General features: G+C 73.6%; 21 protein-coding genes. 12 read left to right on the top strand and 9 right to left on the bottom strand.

The genetic code is table 11. The annotated features are described in order from the left end of the window. Positions 1-113: 113 nt before the first annotated feature. From ABZZ17_RS35090 to ABZZ17_RS35080, 3 genes are all read right to left on the bottom strand, one after another. On the bottom strand, positions 114-1,997 hold the full coding sequence (locus tag ABZZ17_RS35090; protein ID WP_356882502.1) for a galactose oxidase-like domain-containing protein: 1,884 nt from the start codon (positions 1,995-1,997) through the stop codon (positions 114-116). A gap of 164 nt (positions 1,998-2,161) precedes the next feature. Beyond that, on the bottom strand, positions 2,162-2,512 hold the full coding sequence (locus ABZZ17_RS35085; protein ID WP_356882500.1) for a VOC family protein: 351 nt from the start codon (positions 2,510-2,512) through the stop codon (positions 2,162-2,164). 58 nt (positions 2,513-2,570) lie between these two features. Next, positions 2,571-3,677, bottom strand: a complete 1,107-nt coding sequence (locus ABZZ17_RS35080; RefSeq protein ID WP_356882498.1) for a M20 family metallopeptidase — start codon at positions 3,675-3,677, stop codon at positions 2,571-2,573. A gap of 241 nt (positions 3,678-3,918) precedes the next feature. Here ABZZ17_RS35080 and ABZZ17_RS35075 point away from each other — a divergent pair, with 241 nt between their 5' ends. From ABZZ17_RS35075 to ABZZ17_RS35055, 5 genes are all read left to right on the top strand, one after another. Then, positions 3,919-6,114 (top strand): UvrD-helicase domain-containing protein, encoded by a 2,196-nt coding sequence (locus tag ABZZ17_RS35075; RefSeq protein WP_356882535.1) that lies wholly within the window; start codon positions 3,919-3,921, stop codon positions 6,112-6,114. A gap of 138 nt (positions 6,115-6,252) precedes the next feature. Continuing rightward, positions 6,253-7,527 (top strand): VWA domain-containing protein, encoded by a 1,275-nt coding sequence (locus ABZZ17_RS35070; RefSeq protein ID WP_356882496.1) that lies wholly within the window; start codon positions 6,253-6,255, stop codon positions 7,525-7,527. Continuing rightward, a complete protein-coding gene (locus ABZZ17_RS35065; RefSeq protein ID WP_356882494.1) occupies positions 7,527-8,321 on the top strand; it encodes a hypothetical protein in 795 nt (264 codons plus the stop codon). The genes ABZZ17_RS35070 and ABZZ17_RS35065 overlap by 1 nt, the downstream gene beginning before the upstream one ends. A 112-nt stretch (positions 8,322-8,433) precedes the next feature. Beyond that, positions 8,434-9,351 (top strand): MurR/RpiR family transcriptional regulator, encoded by a 918-nt coding sequence (locus tag ABZZ17_RS35060; RefSeq protein ID WP_356882492.1) that lies wholly within the window; start codon positions 8,434-8,436, stop codon positions 9,349-9,351. A gap of 339 nt (positions 9,352-9,690) precedes the next feature. Then, the gene (locus tag ABZZ17_RS35055; protein WP_356882490.1) at positions 9,691-10,077 is read left to right on the top strand and encodes a hypothetical protein; all 387 of its coding nucleotides are present in this window, start codon (positions 9,691-9,693) and stop codon (positions 10,075-10,077) included. A 14-nt stretch (positions 10,078-10,091) separates the two neighbouring features. Here the strand turns inward: ABZZ17_RS35055 and ABZZ17_RS35050 are convergent, their stop codons facing one another. Next, positions 10,092-11,687 carry a phospholipase D-like domain-containing protein gene (locus ABZZ17_RS35050; RefSeq protein ID WP_356882488.1) on the bottom strand — a complete coding sequence of 532 codons (1,596 nt, stop codon included), beginning with the start codon at positions 11,685-11,687 and terminating at the stop codon, positions 10,092-10,094. A 295-nt stretch (positions 11,688-11,982) separates the two neighbouring features. Between ABZZ17_RS35050 and ABZZ17_RS35045 the strand changes: the two genes are divergently transcribed. Beyond that, positions 11,983-12,183 (top strand): hypothetical protein, encoded by a 201-nt coding sequence (locus ABZZ17_RS35045; protein WP_356882486.1) that lies wholly within the window; start codon positions 11,983-11,985, stop codon positions 12,181-12,183. Positions 12,184-12,253: 70 nt separating this feature from the next. On the opposite strand, the gene ABZZ17_RS35040 is transcribed toward ABZZ17_RS35045, so the two are convergent. The 4 genes from ABZZ17_RS35040 to ABZZ17_RS35025 all read right to left on the bottom strand — a co-directional run bounded on the left by ABZZ17_RS35040 (position 12,254) and on the right by ABZZ17_RS35025 (position 15,633). Continuing rightward, positions 12,254-13,363, bottom strand: a complete 1,110-nt coding sequence (locus ABZZ17_RS35040; RefSeq protein WP_356882484.1) for an aryl-sulfate sulfotransferase — start codon at positions 13,361-13,363, stop codon at positions 12,254-12,256. A 71-nt stretch (positions 13,364-13,434) separates the two neighbouring features. Then, positions 13,435-14,436, bottom strand: a complete 1,002-nt coding sequence (locus tag ABZZ17_RS35035) for an NrtA/SsuA/CpmA family ABC transporter substrate-binding protein (protein WP_356882482.1) — start codon at positions 14,434-14,436, stop codon at positions 13,435-13,437. 229 nt (positions 14,437-14,665) lie between these two features. After that, positions 14,666-15,382: an ABC transporter ATP-binding protein gene (locus ABZZ17_RS35030; RefSeq protein ID WP_356882480.1), complete on the bottom strand. Its 717-nt coding sequence runs from the start codon at positions 15,380-15,382 to the stop codon at positions 14,666-14,668. Continuing rightward, positions 15,379-15,633, bottom strand: a complete 255-nt coding sequence (locus tag ABZZ17_RS35025; RefSeq protein WP_356882478.1) for a hypothetical protein — start codon at positions 15,631-15,633, stop codon at positions 15,379-15,381. Before ABZZ17_RS35025 ends, ABZZ17_RS35030 begins: the two co-directional genes overlap by 4 nt. 691 nt (positions 15,634-16,324) lie before the next feature. Here ABZZ17_RS35025 and ABZZ17_RS35020 point away from each other — a divergent pair. Continuing rightward, complete coding sequence (locus tag ABZZ17_RS35020; protein ID WP_356882476.1) at positions 16,325-16,897, top strand: XRE family transcriptional regulator; 573 nt, start codon at positions 16,325-16,327, stop codon at positions 16,895-16,897. Positions 16,898-16,981: 84 nt separating this feature from the next. Here ABZZ17_RS35020 and ABZZ17_RS35015 read toward each other — a convergent pair whose 3' ends face one another. Beyond that, a complete protein-coding gene (locus tag ABZZ17_RS35015) occupies positions 16,982-19,519 on the bottom strand; it encodes a serine hydrolase (protein WP_356882474.1) in 2,538 nt (845 codons plus the stop codon). A 240-nt stretch (positions 19,520-19,759) separates the two neighbouring features. Here ABZZ17_RS35015 and ABZZ17_RS35010 point away from each other — a divergent pair, with 240 nt between their 5' ends. From ABZZ17_RS35010 to ABZZ17_RS34990, 5 genes are all read left to right on the top strand, one after another. After that, positions 19,760-20,182: a GntR family transcriptional regulator gene (locus ABZZ17_RS35010; RefSeq protein WP_356882472.1), complete on the top strand. Its 423-nt coding sequence runs from the start codon at positions 19,760-19,762 to the stop codon at positions 20,180-20,182. Beyond that, on the top strand, positions 20,179-21,111 hold the full coding sequence (locus tag ABZZ17_RS35005; RefSeq protein ID WP_356882470.1) for an ABC transporter ATP-binding protein: 933 nt from the start codon (positions 20,179-20,181) through the stop codon (positions 21,109-21,111). Before ABZZ17_RS35010 ends, ABZZ17_RS35005 begins: the two co-directional genes overlap by 4 nt. Next, positions 21,108-22,061: a transporter gene (locus ABZZ17_RS35000; protein ID WP_356882468.1), complete on the top strand. Its 954-nt coding sequence runs from the start codon at positions 21,108-21,110 to the stop codon at positions 22,059-22,061. Before ABZZ17_RS35005 ends, ABZZ17_RS35000 begins: the two co-directional genes overlap by 4 nt. Before the next feature lie 136 nt (positions 22,062-22,197). Further along, positions 22,198-22,974 (top strand): class I SAM-dependent methyltransferase, encoded by a 777-nt coding sequence (locus ABZZ17_RS34995; RefSeq protein WP_356882466.1) that lies wholly within the window; start codon positions 22,198-22,200, stop codon positions 22,972-22,974. A gap of 210 nt (positions 22,975-23,184) precedes the next feature. Beyond that, a complete protein-coding gene (locus ABZZ17_RS34990; protein ID WP_356882464.1) occupies positions 23,185-26,448 on the top strand; it encodes a TIM-barrel domain-containing protein in 3,264 nt (1,087 codons plus the stop codon). Positions 26,449-26,495: the final 47 nt, after the last annotated feature.

Below are 26,495 nucleotides of genomic sequence, written 5' to 3'. Positions count from 1 at the left end.
AGCCCCCCGGCGGCCTGTCGTGCCGGGGAGCTCCGTCCACACCCATCCGTGCGACGCGCCCGGGACGCGGGGGACCCGGCGGGCGGCGGCCGGAGGGGTGACGGCGGGCGGGTTCAGCGCACGCCGAGTTTCACCCACTTGGCGGTGCTGGGAACGCCCCGCGCGTCCAGCAGGAACAGCATGTAGTAACCGGGCGGCGCGTCCGCCGCGGACGGCGGGGTCCGCAGCCCGATCGTGTCGCCCCGCACCCCGGTGACGCGCAGCTCCAGGTGGCGCTGGCTGGTGTTCACCGCGTGCGTCACCGTCGTCGGGGCCAGCAGCACCGCCCGCCTGACCGAGGCGGCGCTCGTGCTGCGGACCTCGAAGGCGCTGTCGTGGGCCAGCTCGCGCCCGGGGACGCGGTCGAGCGAGGGCCTCGGACCCCGGTGCAGGTAGACGGGTTCGTAGAGTTCGACGCTGCCGTCCATCGCGTCCCGGACGTCGGGGTCGTTCGCGATCTGCTGGAGTTCGTCGCCGGTGACCATGACCCGGCCGTCGGGCATGACCAGGGCGTTGGAGTGGTAGCCGCGGGGCAGGCGCTGGGCCGGCCCGAGCCGCCAGTGCCCGCGCGCGTCGCGCAGTTCGGTCTGCCGGTACTTGAGGTCGGCCTTCGGGTTGAAGGGGCCGTTGCCGTAGTCCCGCGTGCTCAGGGCGCCGTTGACGGTGAGCAGGGTGGCGTCCGGGAGGATCAGCGTGTCGTCCTGGGTCCGGCCGAAGGCCCGCGGTCGCTCCGTGGTCCACCGTCCTCCCGCCAGCCGGTAGGTGTTCGGGTCGTGCGGATCGCCGCCGAGGACGAGCACGGAGTCCGGACCGCGGAACCCGGCGGGGAGGGGTACGGCGGAACCGTAGCCGCGGAAGTCCGCCGGGCGCCGCGGCAGGTCGGTGCGGGTCTCCTTGACGGGGTCGAACAGCCACTGCTGGTCGGCGTCCCGGCCCAGGCCGTAGATCAGGCCGTCCCGCAGCGAGAACAGGTGCGGATAGTCGTTCCTGAAGGGCGCGTCCGCCCCGAACCGCTCGGCGGCGACGTCGAGCGGGATGTCGTACGGACGCCAGGGCACGGGCAGGCGCTTCGCCGGGAAGCGTTCCACCACGGGCGTCGGGGTGCCCGTACCGCGCTCGGACTGGCCCGACATGATGATCTGGCGGCCGTCCGCGCCCGTGACCACCGACGGGTACCAGCGGCCGACTGCCATGTCGCGGTTGCGGAACCAGGTCTCCGTCCACGGGTCGAAGACGAAGGACAGCTTCGCGCCGCTGCCGCCCTTGCCACCGGTGTTGCCGCCGAACACGGCCAGCATGCCGTTGGGGAGGAAGGCGTGCCCGGCGCAGAAGAACGGCGCGGGGCGCGGCGCGTGCGTGCCGTCGGGCATCAGGACGGTCGGGGGCCGGACCTCCTTGAAGGCGCGGGCGCCCGTCCCGCGGGCCGGGTCCCACAGGAAGGCGCGGCCGGCGTTGGTGGGGCCGATGCGGTCGGTGGGGCCCGTCTCCTTGGTGGGGTCGGTCTCGACGCGTTCGAAGGAGAAGAGCAGCACCTTGCCGGTCGGCAGCTGGGCGAGGTGGACGCCGAAGTCGGGGGAGGGGAAGAACTCCGTGAACCGGCCCGACTCCGCGGCGGTGAAGGAGGCGTTGACCCGCAGTTGCGAGGCCCGCAGCGAGTCCAGGCTCGCGGTGCGGGTCGTCTGCGGGTACTCCACGGCGCCCCGGACGGCCGCGCGCCGCCCGGCGTGCGCGCGGGCGTGCTCCTCGCCGAGCAGGGCGACCTCGTCGGCGGCGGGCTCGGCGGCGCGGGCCGCCGCCGCTCCGAGGGGGTGACCGTGGTCGTGCGGGTGGTCGTGGGCCGGCGGCAGCCGGTGCCCGCCGGGGGCCGCCGAGGCCGGGACGGCGAGCGTGGCCGCGACCGCCAGCGCCGAGAGGAACACGCCTGCGGACTGGGCGGCGGACCGGTGTGCTCGGGACATGCCTCTCCTCGGTGCGACTGCCGGGACGGGACGCCCATGCTAGGAGAAACGGGACGAACCGCCGCATGTGACGCGAGGTCGCTTCCCGACCGGACCGGACCGGCCCCCGCCGGACGGCGCGTCCGTCCGGCCGGGGCGGGGGTGGGGCGGGGGTGGGGCTGCGGTCAGCGGTGGCCCAGGACGTTGACCACGCGGCCGTTGGGGTCGCGCACGAAGAACCGGCGCACTCCCCACTCCTCGTCCTGAAGGGGGTGGACGATCTCCGCCCCGCTGTCGCGCAGGGCGGCGTAGGCCGCGTCCACGTCGTCCACCTCGACGCTCATGTCGGGCGTGACGGGCGCGGTCCTGTCCTCCTCGGCCATCAGGCTGATCTGCGCCGACGGGTTGGAGGGGGACGCCAGCGTCATGATCCATCCGAGGTTCATGACCTCCTCGAAGCCCAGCAGGCCGTAGAACTCCCGGCTCTCCGGCACGGCTTCCGAACGGACGTTGGGTACGACGCGGCGGACGGTCATGGGCGGCTCCACGGGAGAAGGGACGTATCTGCGGTCTTCGGGCCCCCGGACGTCCCCGTCACTTCCGCGCGTCGCGGATCGCGTTCACCAGGCCGGCGACGAGGTGGGCCCGTTCGGCCATGGAGGCGATGACCAGGTACTCGTGGTCGGCGTGGGCTCCGCCGCCGACCGCTCCGAGGCCGTCGAGGGTGGGTACTCCGAGTGCGGCCGTGAAGTTGCCGTCGCTCCCGCCGCCGACGGCCCTGCCCTCGATGCCGGGGAGCAGTCGCCGCGCCACCGCGAAGAGTTCGGCCGAGGCCGACTCGGGCATGGGGGGCCGTCCGACGCCACCCTGGACGGTGATCCGCGCCCCGTCGAGGTGCGGGGTCAGGGCCGCGAAGGCGGCTTCGATCCGTTCCTTCTCGTCGGCGGACTCCACCCGGACGTCGACGACGACGGTCGCCTCGGCGGGTACGACGTTGTCCAGGGTTCCGGCGGCGGCGACGGTCGGGGTGACGGTCGTGCCGATCGCGGGCCGGCCGAGCGCCGCGATCTCCAGTACCTGGTGGGCCGCTTCGACGAGGGCGTTGATCCCGGCGGCGGGTTCGAGCCCGGCGTGCGAGGCCCGGCCGGCGATGGCGACCTGGAAGGTGCCGCATCCCTTGCGGCCGGTCTTGAGGCCGCCGCCGTCGGCGGCGCCCTCGAAGACGAGCACGGCGCCGCAGGCCAGGGCCCGTTCTTCGATGAGGGCGCGCGAGGAGTGGGAGCCGACCTCTTCGTCGGCGGTCACGAGGACCTCGACGCCCGAGAGGTCGTCGAGCGTCGCGAGTCCGTGTACGGCCTGGACGAGTCCGCCCAGCATGTCGAACACGCCGGGGCCGGTGACGTGCCCGTCGGCGACGGTGAAGGGGCGCCGTTCGAGGGTGCCGAGCGGGAACACCGTGTCGTGGTGACCGAGGATCAGCACGCGGGGGGTGCCGCCGCCGGACCAGTGGACGTGGGGTCCGGCTTCGCTCTCGACGAGGACGGCGTGCCCGCCGAGACGCTCGTCGAGGAGGGCGGCGACCGCTTTGGCCGATGCGGCCAGCGCGTCGTGGTCGCGCGAGGGGGACTCGGTTTCGACGAGTGTCCTGAGGTCCTCGATCATCGCGTCAACGTTCACATCGACGGTCTTGTGCGTCGTCATCCCGCAAGACTACTGCGGGCCAGCGCGCCACCGGGCGGCAGCATGGCGCAAAAAAATATCCCCGGACGAATTGACGTCCGGGGTGTGTGCCTGAGTATATTCGATGTTTCACGTCATCCTCGAAAGAGGGCGTGAAGAAGTGTTGTAGAGGCATCGTATCGCGTCGGGAGCGGAATTGTCAAACACGGAACGTGAAAACGAGCAGCAATTCATCACCCGGCTGTACGCGCGCCTCGAAGACATGCGGGACCAGGCCGAACGTGCTGTTCGGGCCGCCCTGAAGGCAGGCGGCAGCGGATATCAGGCGCGCCTGGAACGCGATGTCCTCGTCGCCGAACAATCCGGGCTGCTTTCCGCCCTGAACTCGGCCGAGCACGGTCTTTGTTTCGGCCGTCTGGAGTTCACCGACGGCCGCGACCACCACATCGGCCGCATCGGCATCAGGCAGGACGACGCCGAACGCACTCCCCTCGTACTCGACTGGCGGGCCGAAAGGGCACGCCCGTTCTACCTGGCGACCGGGCACGTCCCCATGGGGCTGCGCCGCCGCCGGCACATCACCACCCGGGACCGCACGGTCACCGCCCTGCACGACGAGATCCTCGACCTCACCGACACCGAGCGCACCGGCTACGAGGGGACCGACGCGGACGCCGTCCTCCTCGCGGCCCTCGACGCCGCCCGGACCGGCCGCATGCACGACATCGTGCGGACCATCCAGGCCGAGCAGGACCGCGTCATCCGCTCACCGCACCAGGGGGTCCTGGTCGTGGAGGGCGGTCCGGGCACCGGCAAGACGGCCGTGGCCCTGCACCGCGCCGCCTACCTCCTCTACGCCCACCGGGAACTCCTCGCCCGGCGCGGCGTGCTCATCGTCGGCCCGAACCCCGCCTTCCTCGGCTACATCGGGGAGGTGCTGCCCTCCCTCGGAGAGACCGGCGTCCTCCTCGCCTCCCCCGGCGACCTGTTCCCCGGCGTCCACGCGACCGGAACCGAACGCCCCGGCGCCGCCGAGGTGAAGGGCCGCGCGGCCATGGCCGAGGTCCTCGCCCGCGTCGTCGCGGACCGCCAGACCCTGCCCGAGGGCATCCCCGCGGGCAGCGGCGAGGACAGCGCCGTCGTCCCCGAACCCGCGCTGGAGATCGACCACGACGACTACGGCACCCTCCTGCTCGACCGCACCATGGCCCACGCGGCCCGTGACCGGGCCCGTGCCACCGGCCTGCCCCACAACCCGGCACGCCCCTACTTCGCGTTCGCCGTCATCGACGCCCTCACCGCGCAGCTCGCCGACCGGCTCGGCGCCGACCCCTACGGCGGCCCCAACCTCCTCGGCCCGGACGACGTCGCGCAGCTCGGCAAGGAGATCGCCACCAGCGCCGAGGTGCACGCGGCCATCGACACCCTCTGGCCCCCGCTCACCCCCGGCCGGCTGATCACCGAGTTCCTCGCCGACCCCACCCACCTCCCGGCCCGGGACGCCGACCTGATCCGGCGCACCGGCGGCGACTGGACCCCCGCCGACGTCCCGCTCCTCGACGAGGCCGCCGAACTCCTCGGCTTCGACGACACCGCCCGGCGGGCCGCCGAGGAACGCGACCGGCTGGAGCGCGTCGCCTACGCCCAGGGGGTCCTCGACCTCTCCCAGGGCTCGGACTCCTACGAGTTCGAGGACGCCGAGAACGAGTACCTCGCCGCCCACGACATCATCGACGCCCAGCGCATGGCGGAGCGTCAGGAAGAGGCGGACCACCGCACCGCCGCCGAGCGGGCCGCCGCCGACCGGACCTGGGCCTTCGGGCACGTCATCGTCGACGAGGCGCAGGAACTGTCCGAGATGGCGTGGCGCCTGCTCATGCGCCGCTGCCCCACCCGGTCCATGACGCTCGTCGGCGACCCGGCCCAGACCGGCGACGAAGCGGGCTGCGGCTCCTGGCGGCAGATCCTCGAACCGTACGTGGGCTCCCGCTGGGAGCGCGTACGCCTCGGGGTCAACTACCGTACGCCCGCCGAGATCATGGAGGTGGCCGCCGCCGTGCTCCGCGCCCACCGGCCCGGCTTCGAGCCGCCGCGCTCGGTGCGCTCCACCGGCGTGCCGCCCCGGGTGCGGGCGGCGGACGACCTCGCCGCCGGCGTCGCCGGAGCGGTCCGCGAGGCCACCCCCGCCGAAGGACGGCTCGCGGTGATCGCGCCGCGCCCGCTGCACCCCGAACTGGCCGCGGCCCTGCCCGGCGTACGGGCGGGGGAGGAGCCGGACCTGACCCGGCCGGTGGTCCTGCTGGACCCGCGCCAGGCCAAGGGGCTGGAGTTCGACACCGTGATCGTGGCCGAACCCGCCGACTTCCAGCCGAGCGACCTGTACGTCGCCCTCACCCGGGCCACCCAGCACCTCGGCGTGGTCCACACCGGCCGCCTCCCGCAGGGGCTGCGGGCCTGACCGCCGCGGACCGGCCACCCACCCCCGCCCGGGTAAGTGGCCGGCGCCGCGCGGCCCGCCCCGCCGGGCCGCCGCGGGTGAACACCGGCCGCCGCGCACCGTTTTGGATTGGTGCCGGTTCCTCAATACGATCCGGCGATGATCACAACAAAACGGCTGGCGGCCGGGGCCTGCGGCCTGCTCGTCGCCCTCACCGCGGGGCTGTTCCCGGCCGCCGCGGCCGCTGCCGACGGACCGAAGAAGGAACCGCCCAAGGTCGAACTCGTCCTCGACGTCAGCGGTTCGATGCGGGCGAACGACATCGACGGACAGTCCCGCATGGCCGCCGCCAAACAGGCCTTCAACGAGGTCCTGGACGCGGTGCCCGAGGACGTCCGGCTCGGGATAAGGACCCTGGGCGCCGGGTACGCGGGCGAGGACAAGGCGCTCGGCTGCAAGGACACCGCGCAGCTGTACCCCGTCGGCCCGCTGAACCGCACCGAGGCCAAGACGGCCGTCGCCACCCTCGCCCCCACCGGCTGGACCCCCATCGGCCCCGCCCTCCTTGGCGCGGCGCAGGACCTGGAGGGCGGCGACGCCACCCGCCGGATCGTCCTCATCACCGACGGCGAGGACACCTGCGCGCCGCTCGACCCCTGCGAAGTGGCCCGCGAGATCGGCGCGAAGGGCATCCACCTCGTCATCGACACCCTCGGACTCGTGCCGGACGCCAAGACCCGCGCCCAGCTGACCTGCATCGCGGAGGCCACCGGAGGCACCTACACCTCGGTGCAGCACACCGCCGAACTCTCCGGCAGGGTCAGGCAACTCGTCGACCGGGCCGCCGACCCCGTCGTCACCCCGGTGGCCACCGAGGGCGCCCGGCAGTGCGAGAACGCCCCGAAGCTCGGGGCCGGCCTGTACGCCGACCGGGAGACCTTCGGCGAGCACCGCTGGTACCGGGTCGACGTCCGCCCCGGGCAGGAACTGCGTGCCTCCGTCAGCATCTCCGCCGACCGCGCCGTCAACCGTGACTACGGGATCCTGCTGCGCGCGACGACCGTCCACGGGCGGGAGATCGTCCGGGGCTCGGAGTCCGGCGACGGCCGCACCGACGCCGTCTCCACCGGCCTGCGCTACCCCAAGGCCCCCCTGGACGACGCCGACGGGGACGCCGCCGAAGCCCCCGAGACCGTCTGCCTCCAGGTCAGCAACTCCTTCTCCGCCGGCCCCGCCGTCAAGACCGCCCCGGGCATGCCCGTGGAGCTGACCATCGACGTGGTCGACGGTCCCGACGAGGCGTCCGACGTGGCCGCCTTCGGCCTCGGACGCGGCTGGTGGCTGCTGGCCGTGCTCGCGCTGACCGGCCTCGTGGCCGGGCTGGTCTGGGGCTGGATCTCGCGCTGGCGCATCTCCGTCTGGAGGACCAACTGATGCGTACCGTACGCACACTGACCGCCGCCCTGCTCACCGGACTCGCCCTGGCCGCCACCGCGGCCCCGGCCACCGCCGCCCCGACCCCCACCCCGAGCGCGGGCGGGGACGGCGCCGGCCCGACCGAGGCCGGCACCGGCTTCCGCACCGCGACCCCCTTCCGCCCCGGCCAGCGCGCCACGGCCGCCGCCTCCACGGGCGACTACCTGTACTGGGTGCTCCCGGCCGACGCGGGCCAACGGGTCACCGTACGGGCGTCGGTGACCCTGCCCGAGCCGGCGCTGCGGCACGGCACGGCCACCTGGCGGCTGGACGTGTACGACGGACTGCGCCGCCGCCAGGCCTGCACCTACGGGACCCAGACCAGGGCGGTGGCCAGGGAGGCCGCGACGGCGGAGCTCTCGTGCACCTTGCGCACGGTCCGCTCCGGCGCCGAGCCCTGGGCCAACGATCCCCTGCCGGGCAGCTACTACGTACGCCTGACGGTCGTCGGACTGCCCGAGGAGGACCTGGGCCTGCCGGTCCGGGCGCAGGTGGAGGCCGACGTCAAGGACGTGGGCGGGGCCGTGGCCGTCGACGCGGCGCTGTCCGAGCCGCTCGTACCGGGCATCGCCGCCGCGTCGGAGGAGCAGCGGGCGGTGCGCGCGCCCGAGGACGGCTGGTCCGGCGGCTGGTGGTCCGACCGCTGGATCTGGACGGCCGCCGGAGGCGTGCTCGCGGCCCTCGCGGGAGTCTTCGGGTACTCCCTCACCCGTGGCTCGGGCCGCCCCGGGGGCACCCGGCCCGCCGCCTGAGCGGGGGCCGCCGCGCCTGCGGGCGCGGCGGTCGTCCGACCAGGGAGTTGATCACCGGACACGGAGCGTGGGCTATGTTGGAACACGAGTGACGTGAGAAGGAGGCCCGCCGGTGTCATCGGGGCAGCAGGCACGCGCCCAGGCGGCTGCGATCACGCCGGGCGGACGGGCGACGGAGCAGGTCAGGCCGCCGGCCGACCGCCTCCTCGCGCTCTTCGACGGCCACCGGCTGTCCCCGGGGCAGCGCCGGATCGCCCAGTACCTGATCGACCACCTCACCGAGGCGGCGTTCCTGTCGATCACCGAGCTCGCCGAGCGGGTCGGTGTGAGCCAGCCCTCCGTGACCCGCTTCGCCGCCTCCCTCGGGTTCAGCGGGTACCCGGCCCTGCGCGACGTCCTCCAGCCGATCGCGCTGAGCGCCGTCGCCGGGACCCCGGACAGCCGGGAACAGATCCGCCAGAACGAGCTCCAGGCCGCCGTGGACGCCGAGATCGAGAACCTGGAGAACGTGCGCCGGCTGCTCGCCGACACCAACCAGGTCCTCGACATCGGCCGCGAGCTGGCCCGCTCCGTCCCGCTGACCGTGCTGGGCCTGCGGATCTCGGTCTCCCTCGCGGAGTACTTCGCCTACGCGGCCCGCCGCATCCACCCCGACGTCCGCCTGGTCACCCGGGGCGGCAGCGTCGCGTACGACGCCCTCCTGCAGTCCCGGGCGGCGGGCGGGACCTGGGTGCTGGCCTTCGCCATGCCGCGGCACGCCAACGAGACCCTCGCGGCCCTGCGGGCGGCCCGCAGCACCGGCCTGCGCGTGGTCCTGATCACCGACCCGACCCTGGGGCCCCTGGTCGACGAGGCGGAAGTGGCGCTGACGGCCGGTACGGGCTCGCGGCTGGTCTTCGACTCGTACGCGGCCCCCGGCATGCTGTCGGCGGCCCTGCTCCAGGCGATGGCCGACGCGGATCCCGAACGGACCCAGGCCCGGCTGGAACAGTACGAGCAGGTCGCCGACCAGCACGGATTCTTCCTCTAGGGCTTCGTCTCCGGGCCCGTTCCCGCACCGCGCGTACCGTGAACGGACCGGAAATATTCAGAGCCCGCAGGTGCATGAAATTTTTCATACTCTTGCTTACTCGACGGTATATATGTTTACTGACGGCGGCGCTCCGGATCCATCAGATGCCAAGGGGGACGTCCCCACGTCTCCCTCGAACCGGACACCCAGTACGCCGCTCCTCCTCACGGCGCGACCGGGTGTCGAGTCAGGCTTTCGGATCCCGCAGGGCGCCCCGGCGGCCTCGGTCAACCCCTGGGCCGAGGCCGCCCCAGCACTGTCTCGATCAGAGTTCGACACCACTCGGAAGTGACGAGAATGTCCCAGACGGCCACCCTCACGCGCAGCCCGGACTGGCCCCTGCAGGTCAAGAGCCCCGGCACGCACGACTGGGAACGCACGGCCACCCGATGGCTGCGCGACCTCCTCCCGGCCCGCTACGGCGGCTACCTGACCCTGACCCGTCACCACGCCCTCCTCGCCCGCCACGTACAGCTCCAGCTCCAGCACGAGATGCGCGCGGTGCGCGTGGCCCTGCACACCAGCCGGGCCGACCTGCCCACGATGGGCGTGGCCGAGGCGGTCATCGAGAACACGATCAGGATGTACGCGATCGAACTGGAGCAGCTGTCCCGGCTGTCCCGGGGCGCCCGCCTGGTGTCCGAAGCCCTCCTCCTGAACACCCCGTCCCAGCGCAAGCGCTAGCGCTTGCTCGGTGGTCAGGGAGCGCAGAGGCCTCGGGTGTGGTCGTACGTCGCCGTGGCCTGGGAGTAGCGCCACTGCGGTGCCAGCAGGCCGGTCGCGAGCTGGCGGGCCGCGGCCGGGCTCTCGACGATGTAGCCGAAGTCCTGGAGCCAGGACGGGTACAGGTTCTTCGAGCCGATGTAGAAGGCCGAGTCGTCCACCGAGACCAGCTTGTGGTGCTGGGCGTACGGCTTGCCGTCCGCCCAGGTCGGGCTGTCCGAGGAGCGGAACGTCGCCAGCTGGAGGTTCTGGCACATCGCGGCCTTCGCGCGGCCCTCGTCACCGGTCAGTGCCGTCAGCCGGCCGCGCAGCGCGTCGCCGACCTCCGACAGGGACTTGATCTGCGAGTAGCCGTTGCTGCCGACCAGCCCCCCGTTCGCCGGGTCGCTGACGACGATGCGCACCTTGACCCCGGAGTTCAGCTTCGCGGCGAGCACGTCGTACAGCCGGACGTCGTAGCGGGGCAGCGGCGGGCAGGTCGCGTGGACGTCCTGCTGGGAGATCTCGATGTGCTCGGTGGCGCTCGCCACCAGGGCGCGCAGTGCGCTCTCCTCCGGGTTGACCGTGTCGTAGTCCCGGTCGGCGTTGGTCCGGTCGGGCAGCCCGATGCCGCACTTGGTGTCGGGGGCCGTCGGCAGGGCGGGGCGGAACGCCGACGCGGGGTCGTTCTGCCGGATGCCCACGCCCAGACCGCCGACGGCCAGGACGGGAACGTCACCGCCCGCGGGCGGGGAGGCGGGCCGGGGCAGGGTCGGGAGGCAGCCGGCGCCGTTCGAGGAGGCGAACCAGGCGGCGCTCCAGCTCCAGTTCCCCTTGTTGCGGCAGGTCCAGTCCCACAGGGTGTCCAGGTACCGGCCGGCGGAACCCGCCGCCGGACCGGACAGCGCCAGGTCGACGTCGCTCACCGGGTGCGCGGTGTCGAGGTAGTCCTTCTTCCAGCTGTTGATGCCGCCGGTGATCACCGACTCGCCGTCCACGACGACCAGCTTGGAGTGGTTCCAGGAGAACGCCGTCTTCGAGGTCGTCATCGACGCCACGTTGAGGGTGATGTTCGCGGCGTCCGGGCCGAGCCGGGTGACCAGCTCGTCGCGGTACGAGGACGGCACCACGTTGGCGTGGTAGATCGGCGCGGCGCCGACCATGACGCGGACCTGGAGCCGGTTGCCCTGCTGCGCGGCCTCCTTCAGCCCGGCCACGATCGCGTCCTGGAACGCGCCGTCGGGGAAGGGGGCCAGCGTCGATATGTCCACGCTCTGGCGGGCCTTGGAGATGTCCTCCCGCGTCTTGTCGAGCAGCCGGCGGGTGCCCGGCCGGTCGGTGCAGGTGGGGTCGCCCCAGCAGCCGGGCGTCTGGAGCAGCCAGTCGGCGCCGCCGGGCGCGGAGGCGCCCAGCCGGTTCCCGGCGGTGCGCTCCCAGACGGAGCCCTCCAGGCCGGGGGACACCTGGCGCAGGGTCTGCTCCACGGCGTCCAGGTGGGGTGCGGGGGCGTCGGCGGCGAAGGCCGGGGCCGCGGGCAGCAGCGCGGCGGACAGTACGAAGGCGAGGGCCGTCGTGCGGACGGTGCGGGCCAATGTGGTTCCTTGCTCGGGGGGTGGCTCTGCCGGGCGGCAGGGTGCAACCGGGCCCCCCGGCCTTGATCAACCCGCGCAAGTTACCAGCCCGTAGCCCCGCGTTCACCTCCGTGGGGCTGCTTCCGGCCACCGCCCGCCGGGAGGCCGTAGGCCGGTCCGTACGCCGGTCGGCAGGCCGGTCCGCGCGGCTGGTCCATTCGGATGGGACTCGCGCCCGCGCGGTCGGGCGCCGGGACAGCCGGGCCGCCGTTGCCTACCTTCGGTGCTTGCCCCCTCCCTTTCGAAAGGTGGATCCATGCGATCTGTCCGCTCCGTCCTCACGGTCCTCGCCGCCGGCGCCCTCGTCTTCGGCGGCGCCTCCGTCGCGAGCGCCGACGTGACCGTGACCGTTCCGGAAGGCAACAACTACACCCTCGTCTTCGGCGACTGGTTCCAGTTCGCCGCGGACGACGTCTTCAACGCGGGTCACGACAACACCGTGGGTTCGAACAACTGACGCAGCCACACCGGCACGGCCGGTCCCCCTCCCCGGGCAGCCGGGAGCGGGGGGACCGGCCGTACGCCGTTCAGAGCCAGGGGATCTGCTCCGCCCCGTACCGGTAGGCGCGGAACACCGAGTTCTGGGCGCCGCGCGAGGACTCCAGGCCGGTGCCCCGGCTGAACGAACCGAACTCCGGGACCACGAACTCCCACACCACGTCCCCCTCGGGGGTCACCTCGAAGAGCCGCCCGAAGGACCCCTCGGCGATGAAGGTGTTCCCGTTCGGCAGCCGCTGCGCGCTCGACATGTACGGGCTGTAGAAGTTCTGCGGCGGGTTGTCCTCGTACGACCACACCTCCTTGCCCGTGACCGGGTCCAGCTCCAGCACCCGCGAGTACGGCACGGACGTCGTGTCGCGGTACGTGCCGTTGTCGAAGACCAGGATGGTGCCGCCCGGCAGCTCGTGGGGATGGTGCTGCTGGGCCAGTACGTCGGGCCCGATGCGCCAGCGCACCGAGCCGTCGGCACGGTCGACGGCCACCGTCGTCGACGCGCTGCGGAAGCCCACCACGATCCCGCCGTCGGCGAGTTCGTTGACGGTGTTGGCCATTGGCCAGTGCTCGCGCGCGAAGTGCGGGTTCAGCGGAACCTCCTCGGGGTCGAGGTGTTCGATGGCCGCCCAGCGCCACACCGTCTCGCCCTCCCAGGTCAGCTCGTACACCACGTCCCCGTAGATCACCCCGCCCGGCGCCTCCGAGCCGGGGATGCCGCCGCGGATGCGGGCGGCGTCGGCCGGGGAGAGCGGCTCCACGACCGTGACGAGCAGGTTGCCGTTCCGCAGGACGGAGGCGTCGTGGTGGTGGAAGGGGTGCCGGACCTCGCGCAGCACCGTGGAGTCGGGGGCGAGCTCCTGGAAGATGCCGCCGTGGTAGACGTCCCAGATCGGGAAGAGCGTCGGCCCGGAGGTGTCCTTGGCCGCGTAGAAGAGGTTGCCGTTCGGGAGGAGCTGTGCCTGCCGGCCGGGCGGGTGCGGGGAGTTCCAGGTGTGGGCGGTCCGCCCCTCGATGTCGACGAGGTGGATCTCGCCGTCCCCCGTGATCGGGGTGTAGAGCGTGTAGCCGCCGTGGCTGCGCTCGGGATCGTGGGCGCGCAGGCCGGTGCCGCGCCGGCGCAGGGTGTTCTGGTCGACGGTCATGAAGGGCTCCTGTGGGGCGTGGGGTGAACGGGTCGTGGGTGGTGGTCGGTGGGACACCGTCGTGCGGGAGGTCAGCCGACGGTGACGGCGGACGGGTCGGCGGCCTTCAGCGGGCCCGGGCGCAGCCGCTTCAGCAGGGACGCCCGGTCGGCGTCGCCGGGCAGGGACTGGGTGGCCTTCGCCCAGGCGGCCTCGTCCGTCAGCTGCGTCAGCAGCTCGGGGGACAGGCTCGCGCCGTACGCGTACCGGGGCTGGAAGGCGTCGACGTACCCCGCCTGGAGCGCGCCCTTGGACTGCGCCACCACGGCCGCCCGGGCGGCGGCGGGGTCTTCGGCCGACGCCCGCTGGGCGCGCAGCACCGTACGCAGGACCGCCGTGACGGCCTCGTCGCTGGCCGAGGGGCCCGCGACCAGCAGGGTCCGCGCCGTGTAGCCGGTGAAGGGCAGTTCGGCGTAGCGGTCGCCGAGGGCGGTGCGCGCGGCGTCGTAGAAGCTGGGGAAGGTGACGCCGGCGTCGACGTCGCCGCGGGCCAGCGCCGCCGCGACCTGGTTGGGGGTCAGGTTGACCACGGTCACGTCGGCGGCGGTCAGCTGCGCCGAGGCGAGCATCCGGCTCAGCGCGTACTCGACGTTGGTGCCCCGGGGGACGCCCACCTTGCGGCCGCGCAGCGAGGCGAAGCCGGTGATCCCGCGGTCGGTGGCGGTCAGCAGCCGCCAGTCGGAGAACCGCGAGAGGTCGGCGACCACGCGTACGTCGCGCCCGCTCAGCGCGGCCGTCACGGCGGGCAGGTCGCCCACGATGCCGAGCTGCGCCTGGCCGCCGAGCACGGCGTTCAGGGCGTCCCGGCCGGTGGGCAGGGTGGTGACCGTGGCGTCGACGCCCTCGGCGGCCCACAGGGAACGTTCCTCGGCGATGTGGACGGGGGCGCCGCCGAGGTGGTCGCTGCCGGCCACGGTCACGGCGAGTCGCCCGCCGGACGTGTCGGGGCCGGCGGGAGCGCCGCCGCAGGCGGTGCTGAACGCGCAGAGCAGGGCAGCCAGCAGTACGGCGGCCACCGCGCGGGGTCTGGGCATGGGTCGGGATCCTTCCAAGGGGGGCGGTCGGGGGTGTGCTGAGGGGGATGCCGGTGAGTCGGGGTGTGGCCTGGGGTGGGTCCGGGGTCGGCCGGGACGGCAGGGCGCCGGGCCCGGTCGGAAGGCGACCCGGTCGGGAAGGCGGGGACACGGAGGGCCGGGGGACGTGGACGGTCGGGACGGCGGCCCGCCCGGTTCGGCGGATGCCGCCCGAGGGCATGGCCCCCCGTCAGGCGGCGCCGAGGTGGCGGGCGATCAGGTTGCGCAGGTCCGGGTCCGGGGGGCCGGGCTCGACCGGGTGATCGGCCAGCACCCGGCCCGGCGAGCCGCCGAGGACGACGACCCGTTCGGCCAGCGCGAGCGCCTCGTTGATGTCGTGGGTCACGAAGAGCACGGTGGTGCCGCTGCGCCGCCACAGCTCCCGCAGCAGGTCCTGCATCCGGGTCCGGGTCAGCGCGTCCAGGGCGCCGAACGGCTCGTCCATCAGCAGGACTTCGGGCCGCGCGGCCAGGGCGCGGGCCAGCGCCACGCGCTGCTGCATGCCGCCGGACAGCTGCGCCGGGTACTTGTGCGCTCCGTCGGCCAGTCCGACCTCCGCCAGCGCGGCCAGGGCCCGTTCGCGGCGTTCCGCGCGTGTCAGCCCGAGGCGCTTGAGGGCGAACTCGACGTTCCCGCGGGCCGTGCGCCAGGGGAACAGGGCGTAGTGCTGGAAGACCACCCCCCGGTCCGGACCCGGCCCCTCCACGGTCGCGGAGCCGGCCGTCACCCGGCCCGCCGCCGGGCGGACGAACCCGGCCACCGTGTTCAGCACCGTGGACTTCCCGCACCCGCTCGGTCCGAGCAGCGCGGTGAACGACCCCGCGGGGAACTCCAGGTCCGTGGGTTCCAGGACGGGGGTGTTCGCGTAGCCGGCCGACAGGCCCTCCAGCCGTACCGTCAGGCTCATGACGCGCTCCAGTGGACGAAGCGGCGGCCCACGGCGGCGAGTACGAGATCGGCGGCCACCCCGAGCAGTCCGAGGACGATCAGCCCCGCGAACATCCGGTCCACCCGCAGGAACTGGCCGTCGACCTGGAGCCGGTACGCCAGTCCGCTGTCCGCACCGCCCAGTTCGGCGGCGACCAGGGCCAGCAGCGCCACCGAGGCCCCGTAGCGCAGCGCGGCGAGCAGGGCGGGGGCGGCGGCCGGGAGCAGCACCTCGGTGAAGCGCCGGTGCAGCGGAGCCCCAGGGAGCGGGCCGCCCGCAGGTGGGAGACCGGTACGCGGGACACCCCGTCGTGCACGTACAGCCAGACGGCGAGCAGGACGGCGTAGGCGATCAGCAACCGCTTGGCGCTCTCGCCGATGCCGAACCAGGCCGTCGCCAGCGGTACGAGCGCGATGGCCGGGATGGGCCGCAGGAAGGAGACCACCGGAGTCACGGCGGCCGACAGCCGGGGCAGGTACCCCGTGGCGAAACCGAGGGCGCCGCCGATCAGCGAGCCCAGGGCGAACCCCTGGCCCGCGCGGGCCAGGCTCGCGCCCAGGTCGGAGGCCAGTACCCCGCTGCGGGCGCTCTCGACGAGCGCCGCGGCCGTCTCGGCGGGGGTGGGCAGCAGCCCCGGGGCCACCGCGCCGGACCAGGCGGCCAGTGACCAGAGGGCGAGCACCGCGCCGGCCGCGCCCAGGGCGGGCCCGAGCCGGCCGAGGGCCCGGCCCGTGGGCGAGGGGGTGGCTTGCACGCGAAGACTCCTTCGTTGAACCGCGTCGACCACGTTGGCCGCGTCGACCACGTCGTTCATAAGTGAGGTCAATAATTGACCACGCTTATGAACGGGGTGTTGCAGCGGTGCGAAACCTCCCCGGGGAGCCCCGGGCCCCCGATCGGCGATGGGGTACGTTCACCTGCGTGTCTCGACCAGAACCCACGCCCGAAGCGATCGAGGTCGGCCGGGCGATCCGCGGCTGCCGTACCGCCCGCCGCGTCTCCATGGCCGTACTGGCCACCCGATCGGGCCTGTCGCAGCCCTTCCTCAGCCAGCTCGAACGCGGCCTGGCCACGCCCAGCCTCAGCTCGATCTACCGGATCGCCGAGGCCCTCGACGTGACACCGGGGACCTTCCTGCGGCCCCCGGACCGGCCCGGAGTCGTCAGTCACGAGAGCGACCCGCAGGTCATCCGCGTGAGCGAGGCCGCCGGACAGGTGGCCCAGGTGCTCATCCCGGGCGGGCGCAGCGGCCTGATGGAGGCCTACGAGCACCACTTCGAACCGGGGCAGGGCGAACGCGGCTGGTTCGAACACCCGGGGGAGGACTTCCTCTACGTCCTGGAGGGGGAGATCGTCCTGGAGGTCGAGGGCGAGGAGCCGCTCGTCCTGCGCGCCGGACAGAGCGCCCACCACCGCGGCGAGGTACCGCACCGCTGCGGGCTGGGCGGGCGCGAGGCCGCGGCCCGCACCCTGCTGGTCATCGCCAACGCGTAGGCCCCGCCCGGGCGGCCCGCGAAGGCCGGCCCGGACGGGGCCCGGGGGTGTGGCGCCGGCCGGACGGCCGGGGTGGAACGGGGTTCAGGACAGGCGTGTCACCCGGGTTCCGAACGACGGCCCGGTCAGGGCGCGTTCGACCGCGACCGGCACGGACTTCGCGCCCGCGCCCTCGCCCACGGTGAGGACACCGACCGCGGTGCCCGCCTTCGCCTCGTGCGGCACGGGCTTCGTGCCGGGGCCGAGCGAGAGCCGCAGCTGCTGGCCCGGTACGGCTATCACGTTGAGGTCCTTCGTGGCCACCAGCGGCGTCGACCCGCCGAGGCCGTCCGACACGTGGCCCACGACCTGGCCCTTGCGGATCACCGGCGCCGAGGTCAGCGCCGTACGGACGGCCTCGATCACCTTGCGGCTGTTCTCCTTCACCAACCCGAGGGCCTTGAAGGCGTTCGGGTCCGGGCCGTCGACGCGCTGTTCCATCATCGCGCCCAGGATCAGCGGGGTTTCGTCCCCGACCGTCTTGTAGGCCGCCCACAGCAGGGTGCCGCCGGCGGGCGTGCTCGACCCGGTCTTGATGCCCTTGATGCTCAGCCCGTTGGACAGCAGCAGGCTGCTGTTGTTGTTCTCGATCGGCTTGGGCAGGCCCTCGATGGTCGCGCTGGGAAGCGCGACGATCGCACGGAACACCTCCTCCTTCATGACCGCTTCCCCGAGCTTGAGCTGGTCGGCCGCGGTGCTGACGGTCCCGGAGTCCAGGCCGCTGGGATCCGTGTACGTGGTGTCGTTCATGCCGAGTTCCTTGGCGGCGGCGTTCATCTTCGCGACGAAGGCGTCCGTCGAGTCACTGCCCGAGTCCCAACGGGCCAGCAGGCGGGCGATGTTGTTCGCGGAGGGGATCATCAGCATCTTCAGCATGTCCTGCTGGCTGAAGGTCGTCCCCGCGGTCAGCCCCTCGATCCGCGACTCGTCGTCGGAGTTGCCGTCGGCCACCGTCTTGGCGTCGACCTCGATGCGCGGCCCCGGTTCGCCCTTGCGCAGCGGGTGCTCCTTGAGGATGACGTAGGCCGTCATCACCTTCGCCACGCTGGCCGTCGGCATGGGCTTCTGCTCGCCGAAGGTCCCGATCTCTCCGGAGCCCGGGACGCGCACCGCCGCCTGGCCCTTCGCCGGCCAGGGGATCGAGGTGGTCCCCTCCAGGGTGTACGTCGTCGACCCGGCGACGAGCTGCGGCGCCGGGAGGGGACGCATCAGCTGGGCCCCGGTGGCGGCGGCGGCGAGCAGGAGCAGGATCGGCGTCCACACCTTGACGCGGCGCGTGAGCGTGCGGCGCGTGGTCTCCGGCGGGGGAGCGGTGTTGGTCAGTTCGGCCAGCAGGTCGAGCGGAGGCAGCGGCGCCTCCCGCGTCGGCTCCACCACGGGCGGCTCCGCGACGGGCCGCGCGGCGACGGCCACGGGTGCGGGCCTGCCGGGGTCCTTGAGCGCGACGAACGTACTGGTCCGCTCGGCATCGGACTCGTCACCGGCCCCGGTCCGGTCGGCCCCCGTCTTACCGCCCTTCGGCCCGGCAGCGGCGTCGGCCTCGCGGGGCCCGCCGGAGGCGGTGTCCGGGGTGCGGTCCCGGGCCGGCTCCGGCGCCCCGCGCTCCGCGTCGGGCTTGGCCCAGGACGGGGTCCGGCGTACGGAGGTGCCGGCGGCAGCGCCTTCGCCCGGCGCGGCTCCGGCCGGTGCGTCTGCCGCCGCCGCGGTGGCGGCTCCGGCCTCCTCCGCGGGTTCGTCCGCATCGTCGGGCGCGTCCTCCGCCGTGGGTGCGGCCGGGGCGGCGTCCGGCGTACCGGTTCCCGCATCGGCGTCGGGACCGGCGCCGGCTCCTGCCTCGGGCGCTGCGGTGCCGTCGTCCGGGTCGTCCGCGCCGTCCGAGTCGCCTGCGCCGTTCGCGTCGTCCCGGTCGTCCGCGTCGCCTGCGTCGTCGCCCGGTTCGGTGCCGGCCGCGGTCGTCGAGGAGGGTTCGTCCGTCGCGTCGGCCTCTTCCGCCTCCGTGGCGTTGGCCGGGGCGTCGTCCGGCGCGTGGTCCTGTGCCGGCCGCGGCGCACCGGCTTCCGACCCGGCGTCGGGCCCGGCCGGTGCGCCCCCGTCCGCTTCGCCGTCGTCCGCGTCGTCGTCATCCGCGGTGCCGCTCGGCCCGGCTGCTGGCGCAGCCTCGCGGGGGGCTTCGCCCGCCGCCGCGGACTCGTCGTCGCCCGACGGAAGTTCGGCCGGGTCCTCGGCGCCGGCGCTCGCTTCGACGTCCGCCTCGACGTCCGCTTCGGCCTCCCCGGCCGGCGCGCCCTCGTCCGCGCGTTCCGGCGCGTCCGCGTCCGCGTCCGAGTCCGTATCGGAGTCCTCCGGAGCCGACTCGCCCCCGCCCGCGGCGGCGTCCTGTACGGGCTCGTCCCCGCCCGGAGCGATCCGCTTCCCGTCCCCGGAACCGGGCACGCCCGCGGCGTCCTCCGCCCGGTCCTCCGGAGTCCCCCCTGTGGTGGTGTCCCGCAGGGCCGGGTCCGGGGCCGGAACGGCGTTCCCGCCCTCCGGCGTTCCGTCGCCACCGGCCGCCGTCGCCTCGCCCGCCACCGTTTCCGCCTTCATTCCAGCGCCCCACCTTGCTGCTCACACCCGGCCCGGCCGCTCGCGCGTCGGCCGGCCGGTTCTCGCCGACTCGTCGGCGGGTCCCGCGTCAGGGCCCGCCGAACCCCTAGATGTGCCTCGCGGCCTGCGCGTTCCACCCTTCGGAGCCTGTGACGGTTCGGTCATACTCCGCGCCGTTTGACGGGCCCGCCTCCACCCTGCACTATTCCACTAACGTGTTAGTGGAATGAGGTGGAGCTGATGGAATTCCGAGTCGACCGTCGCAGCGGCGTAGCCACCTATCTGCAGCTCGTCACCCAGGTGAAGCAGGCGCTGCGCCTGGGTGTGCTCGAACCGGGCGACCGGCTGCCGACGGCCCGTGAAGTGGTCGCGGCGACCGCCATCAACCCGAACACCGTCCTGAAGGCGTACCGGGAGCTGGAGCGCGAAGGGCTCGTCGAGCCGCGCCCCGGCGCCGGCACCTTCGTGCGCCGGTCCCTGTCCCACCCCGGGGCGGCGGCCGATTCGCCGCTGCGCCTCGCCCTGGCCGCCTGGATGCTCCAGGCGCGCGAGGCGGGACTCGGCCGCGAGGACATCACGGCGCTCATCGCGGCGACCGTGGACGAAAGCTTCAGCACCTCCGGGCCCCAGGGGCCCGGTCCGTCGAGAGAGGAAACGGCGTGAGCGATCCGACCCACGCTCCGGCACTACGGGCGACGGGCCTCGGGCGGGAGTTCGGCGGCAGGCCGGCCCTGCACGGGTGCGACGTGGAGCTGCCCCCGGGCCGCATCACCGCGCTCGTCGGCCCCAACGGCGCGGGCAAGAGCACGCTGCTCCAGCTCGCCGCGGGCCTGATGCGCCCGTCCGGCGGCGAGATACGCGTCTTCGGTGCCGCCCCCGGCACCCCCGAGGCCCGCCGCCGCACCGCCTACCTCGCGCAGGAGAAGCCGCTCTACCCCGGCTTCACCGTCGAGGAGACCCTGCACATGGGCAGCAGACTCAACCCGCGCCACTGGGACCAGTCCGCCGCCGAACGGCTCGTACGCCAGGGGGACATCCCCTTCCGGGCCCGGATCGGCTCCCTGTCCGGCGGCAACCGCACCAGGGTCGCCCTGTCCCTGGTCCTCGGCAAGCGCGCGGACCTGCTCCTGCTGGACGAGCCGCTCGCCGACCTCGACCCGCTCGCCCGGCACGAGGTGATGTCCCTGCTCATGGCGGAGGCCGCCGAACGCGGCACCGGCATCCTGATGTCCTCGCACGTCCTGGCCGAGATGGAGGACGTCTGCGACCACGTGGTCCTCCTCCAGCGGGGGTGCGTCCGGCTGGCCGGGGACGTCCAGGAGCTCTGCGAGGGGCACGCCTGGCTCACCGGCCGCGCCGACCCGATGGAAGCCGACGGCCTGCCCCGCTCGTTCGACCGCCGTGCCGTCGTGCACGCCGCCGCCAGCGGCCGTCAGGTCACCGCCCTCGTCCGGACGCCTCCAGGGGACCCGTTCGTCCCCGGTGACCGCTGGATCGCCGAAACCCCTTCCCTGGAAACCCTGTTGCTCGCACACCTGCGCGCTCCGCGCCCCGCCGCCCACCCCACCGAGAAGACGGAGGCGGCCGCATGAAGGGCGCGCTCTGGCTGGCCTGGCGCCAGCAGCGGCTGCTGATCCTGGCCGGTACGCTCCTGCTCGTCGGCTGCGCGGTGTGGGTGGCGTACCAGCGCTCCGGGATGGTGCAGCTCATCGAGGAGTACGGGTGGGTGCCCTGCCCCGGCTGGAACGGCGAGTGCGAGGGCCCCGCCACCTTCGAGATCATGGACGAGAACACCGGCCGCATCCGCATGCTCGGCACGCTCGGCCTGGCGGTCCCGGCCCTCATCGGCGTGTTCTGGGGTGCCCCGCTCATCGGCCGGGAGCTGGAGAGCGGCACCTTCAAGGTGGCCCTCACCCAGGGCGTCGGCCCGCGCGGCTGGTTCGCCGCCCGCTTCGGCCTCGCGGCCCTCTTCGCCGTCCTGGCCTCGGCGGTCGTCGCGGCCCTCGTCGCCTGGTACTGGCTGCCCATCGCCAACACCCTCGACGGTCCCTACTGGCACGACGCCGCGATCTACAACGCGACCGGCCCGGCCCCGCTGGCCGGCGCCCTGTTCGCGCTCGCCGCCGGAACCCTCGCCGGACTGCTGGCCCGCAAGGTCCTGCCGGCCATGGGGGCGGCCTTCGGCGTGATCGGCACGGTCATGCTGGCCATGACCTTCTTCCGGACCAGTTGGATCGACCCGGAGACCAGGATCACCCCGGGCATGACGCCGAAGCGGCGCGTCGGCAGCGCCTGGTCCACGGGCGAGTTCGGCTACCTCACGCCGGACGGCCGGGAGTTCTCCATCAACGACGTGTGCCGCACCTCCGGCGAGGAGGCCCGGCTGTGCATGGAGGAGCACGGGTTCGTCAGCCGCTTCCACAAGGTCTATCCCAGCGGCGACTTCTGGACCTTCCAGTGGATCGACACCGCGCTCTACCTGGGCCTGGCGGCCGTCCTGATCGCCGTCACCCTGACCGTCCTGCGCCGCCGTACGGCCTGACCTCCGTACGACCTACCGCCGTACGGCCTGACCTCCGTACGGACCGACCGCCGCCGTACGGGGCGCCCCGCGCCGCCCGTACAGCCACCGCAGGTCTTCTCCGCACCTCTTCTCCGTACCCCAGGGGGGACCCCTCATGGCCACCAAGAAGAACCTGACCGCCGACCGCGCCAGCGTCGCCCACAAGGTCCGCTACGCGCTGGGCAACCCGACCCGCATCGCCCCCTACGTGCGGCGTGCCGCCCGCGACAGCTGGCTGCGCTTCAAGCACCCCGACCACGTGGGCTACTACCGGGCCGTCATGGCCTCCGACACCGGCCGCAATCCGGAGGCGGCCGTCGGCAGCCAGACCCACGACCGCTGGCTGGCGCTCGGCAAGATGCAGTTCGACTACCTGACGGAGCACGGCCTGACGCCCGGGCACCGCATGCTCGACATCGGCTGCGGCAACCTGCGGGCCGGCTGGCGGTTCATCGAGCACCTGGAGACGGGCCACTACTACGGCATCGACATCTCGCCCGACATCCTCATGGCCGCCAAGCAGACCCTGACCGGGCGCGGACTCCAGGACAAGCTGCCGCACCTCACCATCACCCAGGACCTGACCCTGGACTTCCTGCCCGACCACCACTTCGACGTGGTGCACGCGCACAGCGTCTTCTCCCACTCGCCGATCGGGATCATCGACGAGTGCCTCGCCCACGTGGGGCGGGTACTGGCGCCGGGCGGCTGGTTCGACTTCACCTTCGACCGCACCGAGGGCACCGAACACCAGGTCCTGCGCGAGGACTTCTACTACCGCACGCAGACCCTGGTCGACCTGGCGGCCAAGCACGGACTGAAGGCCCGCTTCATGGAGGACTGGGAGCGCCTCGGCCACGGCCAGTCCAAGATCCGCGTCACCACCGGCTGACGGGCCGGTCCGCCCTCGCCCCCGGCAGGCCGCCGCAACGGCGCGCCGGGGGCGTCGTGTTGTGTGCGCACGGGCCGTGCGGTGCTCAAAGCTGCGTGGTAGGCGACGACTTCGAGCAACTTCCTTCAAACGGAGCGCCGGGACCGCTATGTTGCCGGGAGCATGCCAAAGAGGTGTGTCCGCGATCCGGACCGCACGAGGAGCTGCCCCATGACACCGAGCACGAGGCGCGACCGGCACGACCCCCCACCCGCCCGCCGCACCGGCCACCCGCGCGCGACCCCCGCCCGCCGGGTCCTGCGGTCCCCGCTCAAGGCGCTGCTCGCCGCCGCCCTCGCGGTCGCGGGCCTCGCCGCCGCCGGACCGGCCACCGCGCGCGCCGCCGGATCCGCCCCGCCGACGGGCGCGAGCGCACCGGCCGCGACCGCCGGGACGGTCACCGGCTTCACCCGGGCCGGCGGCACGTTCACCGTCAGCACGTCCAGCGGGGCCAAGGCCCGCGTGACCGTCGCCCGTGCCGACGTCTTCCGGCTCTGGCTGTCGCCCGACGGCTCCTTCACCGACGATCCGGCCGGCTCCGACCTGGCGCCCACCACCGACTTCGGCCCGGTGGACACCGCCTACTCGGACGCGGGCACCCACTACCGGATCACCACCGGCGCGCTGTCCATCCACGTCGAGAAGTCGCCCCTGCGGTTCTCGGTCTACCGCGCCGACGACTCCACCCTCGTCTGGCAGGAGACGCGGCCCACCACCTGGGGCGGCGGCAAGACCACCCAGTACCTCGCGCGGGGAGCCGACGAACAGTTCTACGGCACCGGCCTGCGGCTCGGCGAATGGGCGCTGCGCGGCAAGACCGTCCCCGTCGCCGTCGACAACAAGTGGCGCGAGAACGACAACGCCAGCCCCGCCCCCTTCTACATGTCCACCAACGGCTACGGCGTCATGCGCAACACCTGGGCCCCCGGCTCGTACGCCTTCGACGCGCCCACGGCCCTCACCCACGACGAGAACCGCTTCGACGCCTGGTACTTCACCGGGACCTCCCTCAAGTCCGTCCTCGACGCCTACACCGACGTCAGCGGCAAACCCTTCATGGCACCCCAGTGGGGCTTCGAACTCGGCAACGCCGACTGCTTCAACGCCTCCAACCCCGACTACCAGGGCGACCACGGCCGCCTCCGTCACCAGACCACCCCCGACGTCGTCGGGTACGCGGCCGACGCCCGTGCCGCCGACATGCCCTCGGGCTGGTTCCTGCCCAACGACGGCTACGGGTGCGGCTACACCAAGCCCCTGAAGTCCACCGTCGACGCCCTGAAGGCCAAGGGCTTCCAGACCGGCCTGTGGACCTCCACCGGTCTCGGCTCCATCGCCGACGAGGTGGGCACGGCCGGCAGCCGTGGGGTCAAGACCGACGTCGCCTGGATCGGCAGCGGTTACAAGTACGCCTTCGACGGGGTGCGGCAGGCGGTCGAGGGCATCGAGAAGAACTCCGACGCCCGCCGGTACGTCTGGACGGTCGACGGCTGGGCGGGCACCCAGCGCAACGCCGTCGTCTGGACCGGCGACACCCACGGCACCTGGGACGACATGCGCTGGCACGTCCCCGCCATCACCGGCGCCGGACTGTCCGGCCTCAACTACGCCGCCGGTGACGTCGACGGCATCTTCGGCGGCAGCCCCAAGACGTACGTCCGCGACCTCCAGTGGAAGGCCTTCACCCCCGCCTTCATGACCATGTCCGGCTGGGGCGCCACCAACCCCTCGGCCGGCTACCAGGACAAGCAGCCCTGGCGGTTCGCGGAGCCGTACCTCTCCGTCAACCGCAAGTACCTCCAGCTGAAGATGCGGCTGATGCCCTACCTGTACACGATGAGCCGCGTCGCCCACGAGAGCGGGGTGCCCAGCACGCGCGCCATGGTCCTGGAGTACCCCGACGACCCGGTGGCCCGCGGCAACGCCACCAGCGGCCAGTTCATGGCGGGCGACTCCTTCCTCGTCGCCCCGGTCGTCTCCGACACCGCGGTGCGCGACGGCATCTACCTGCCCGCGGGCACCTGGACCGACTACTGGACGGGCAGGACGTACGCCGGACCCGGCTGGCTGAACGGCTACAGCGCCCCCCTCGACACCCTGCCGCTGTTCGTCAAGGGCGGCGCGATCGTCCCGATGTGGCCGCAGATGAACCACACCGGGGAGAAGCCGGTCTCCACCCTCACCTACGACATTCACCCCCGCGGCGCCTCCACCTTCAGCCTCTACGAGGACGACGGCCTCACCCGGGCCCACGAATCGGGCGCCTACGCCCGCCAGCGCGTGGACGTCACCGCCCCCGCGACGGGATCCGGTACGGTCACCGTCTCCGTCGGCGCCCCCACCGGCAGCTACCGGGGCAAACCCGCCTCCCGCGGCTACGAGTTCAGCCTCCACGTGGCCTCCGCCCCCGGCGCCCTCACCGCGGACGGCACCCCGCTGACCCGCCTCACCACCAAGAGCGCCTACGACGCCGCCGCGACGGGCTGGTTCTTCGACCCGGCCGACCGCGCGGGCGTCCTGTGGGTCAAGACCGGTACGAAGGCGGGGGCCTTCACCGTCACCGCCACCGGAGTCACCGTCCCGGCGGCCGAACCCGTCCCGGTCTCCTCGCCGCCCCTGGACCGGGCAGGGTGGAGCCTGGTCTCCGCCGACAGCCAGGAGACCACGGCCGAGAACGGCGCCGCCGCCAACGCCTTCGACGGCGACCCGGCCACCTTCTGGCACACGGCCTGGTCCTCCGGCACCCCCGCCGCCCTGCCGCACGAGATCGTCCTCGACCTCGGAGCCCGCCACACCGTCGACGGACTCGGCTACCTGCCCCGCCAGGACGGCGGGACCAACGGCAGGATCGGCGCCTACGAGGTCCACGTCTCGGACACCACCACCGACTGGGGCACCCCGGCCGCCACCGGCACCTTCGCCGACACCCCGGCCGCGCGGACCGTCACCCTCGCCCCCAGGACCGGCCGCTACCTCCGCCTCAGGGCCCTGACCGAGGCGGGCGGCCGCGGCCCGTGGACCAGCGTCGCCGAACTCACCCTCACCGGCAGGCCGGCCCCCCTCCCGGCCGACGCCACCCTCGTCAACGCCGCCTCCGGGCGCTGCGCGGACCTCCCGCACAGCGCCACGACCCCCGGCACCGAACCCACCCTGTACTCCTGCCACGGCGGCCCGAACCAGCGCTGGACGCTGCGCCCGGACGGCCGCCTCACCGGCCTCGCCGGGGTCTGCCTCGACGGCACGGACCCCGCGAAGGTCACCGTCCAGACCTGCGGCGCCGGCCCCGGCCAGAAGTGGCAGACCGCCCCCGACGGCAGCCTCCGTACCGTCGGCCAGTGCCTCGCCCCCGCCGGGTCCGGCACCGCCGACGGGACCCGGCTCACCCGGGCCGCCTGCACGGGCGCCGCCGCCCAGCGCTGGACCCTCACCCCCTGACCCGCCTCCTGCGGGGTCCGGCCCGGCCCCCCACGCCGGGCCGGGCC

The organism is Streptomyces sp. NPDC006512, assembly GCF_040611935.1.
GTDB lineage: Bacteria > Actinomycetota > Actinomycetes > Streptomycetales > Streptomycetaceae > Streptomyces.
This window is presented reverse-complemented; position numbering and strand designations above follow the sequence as displayed.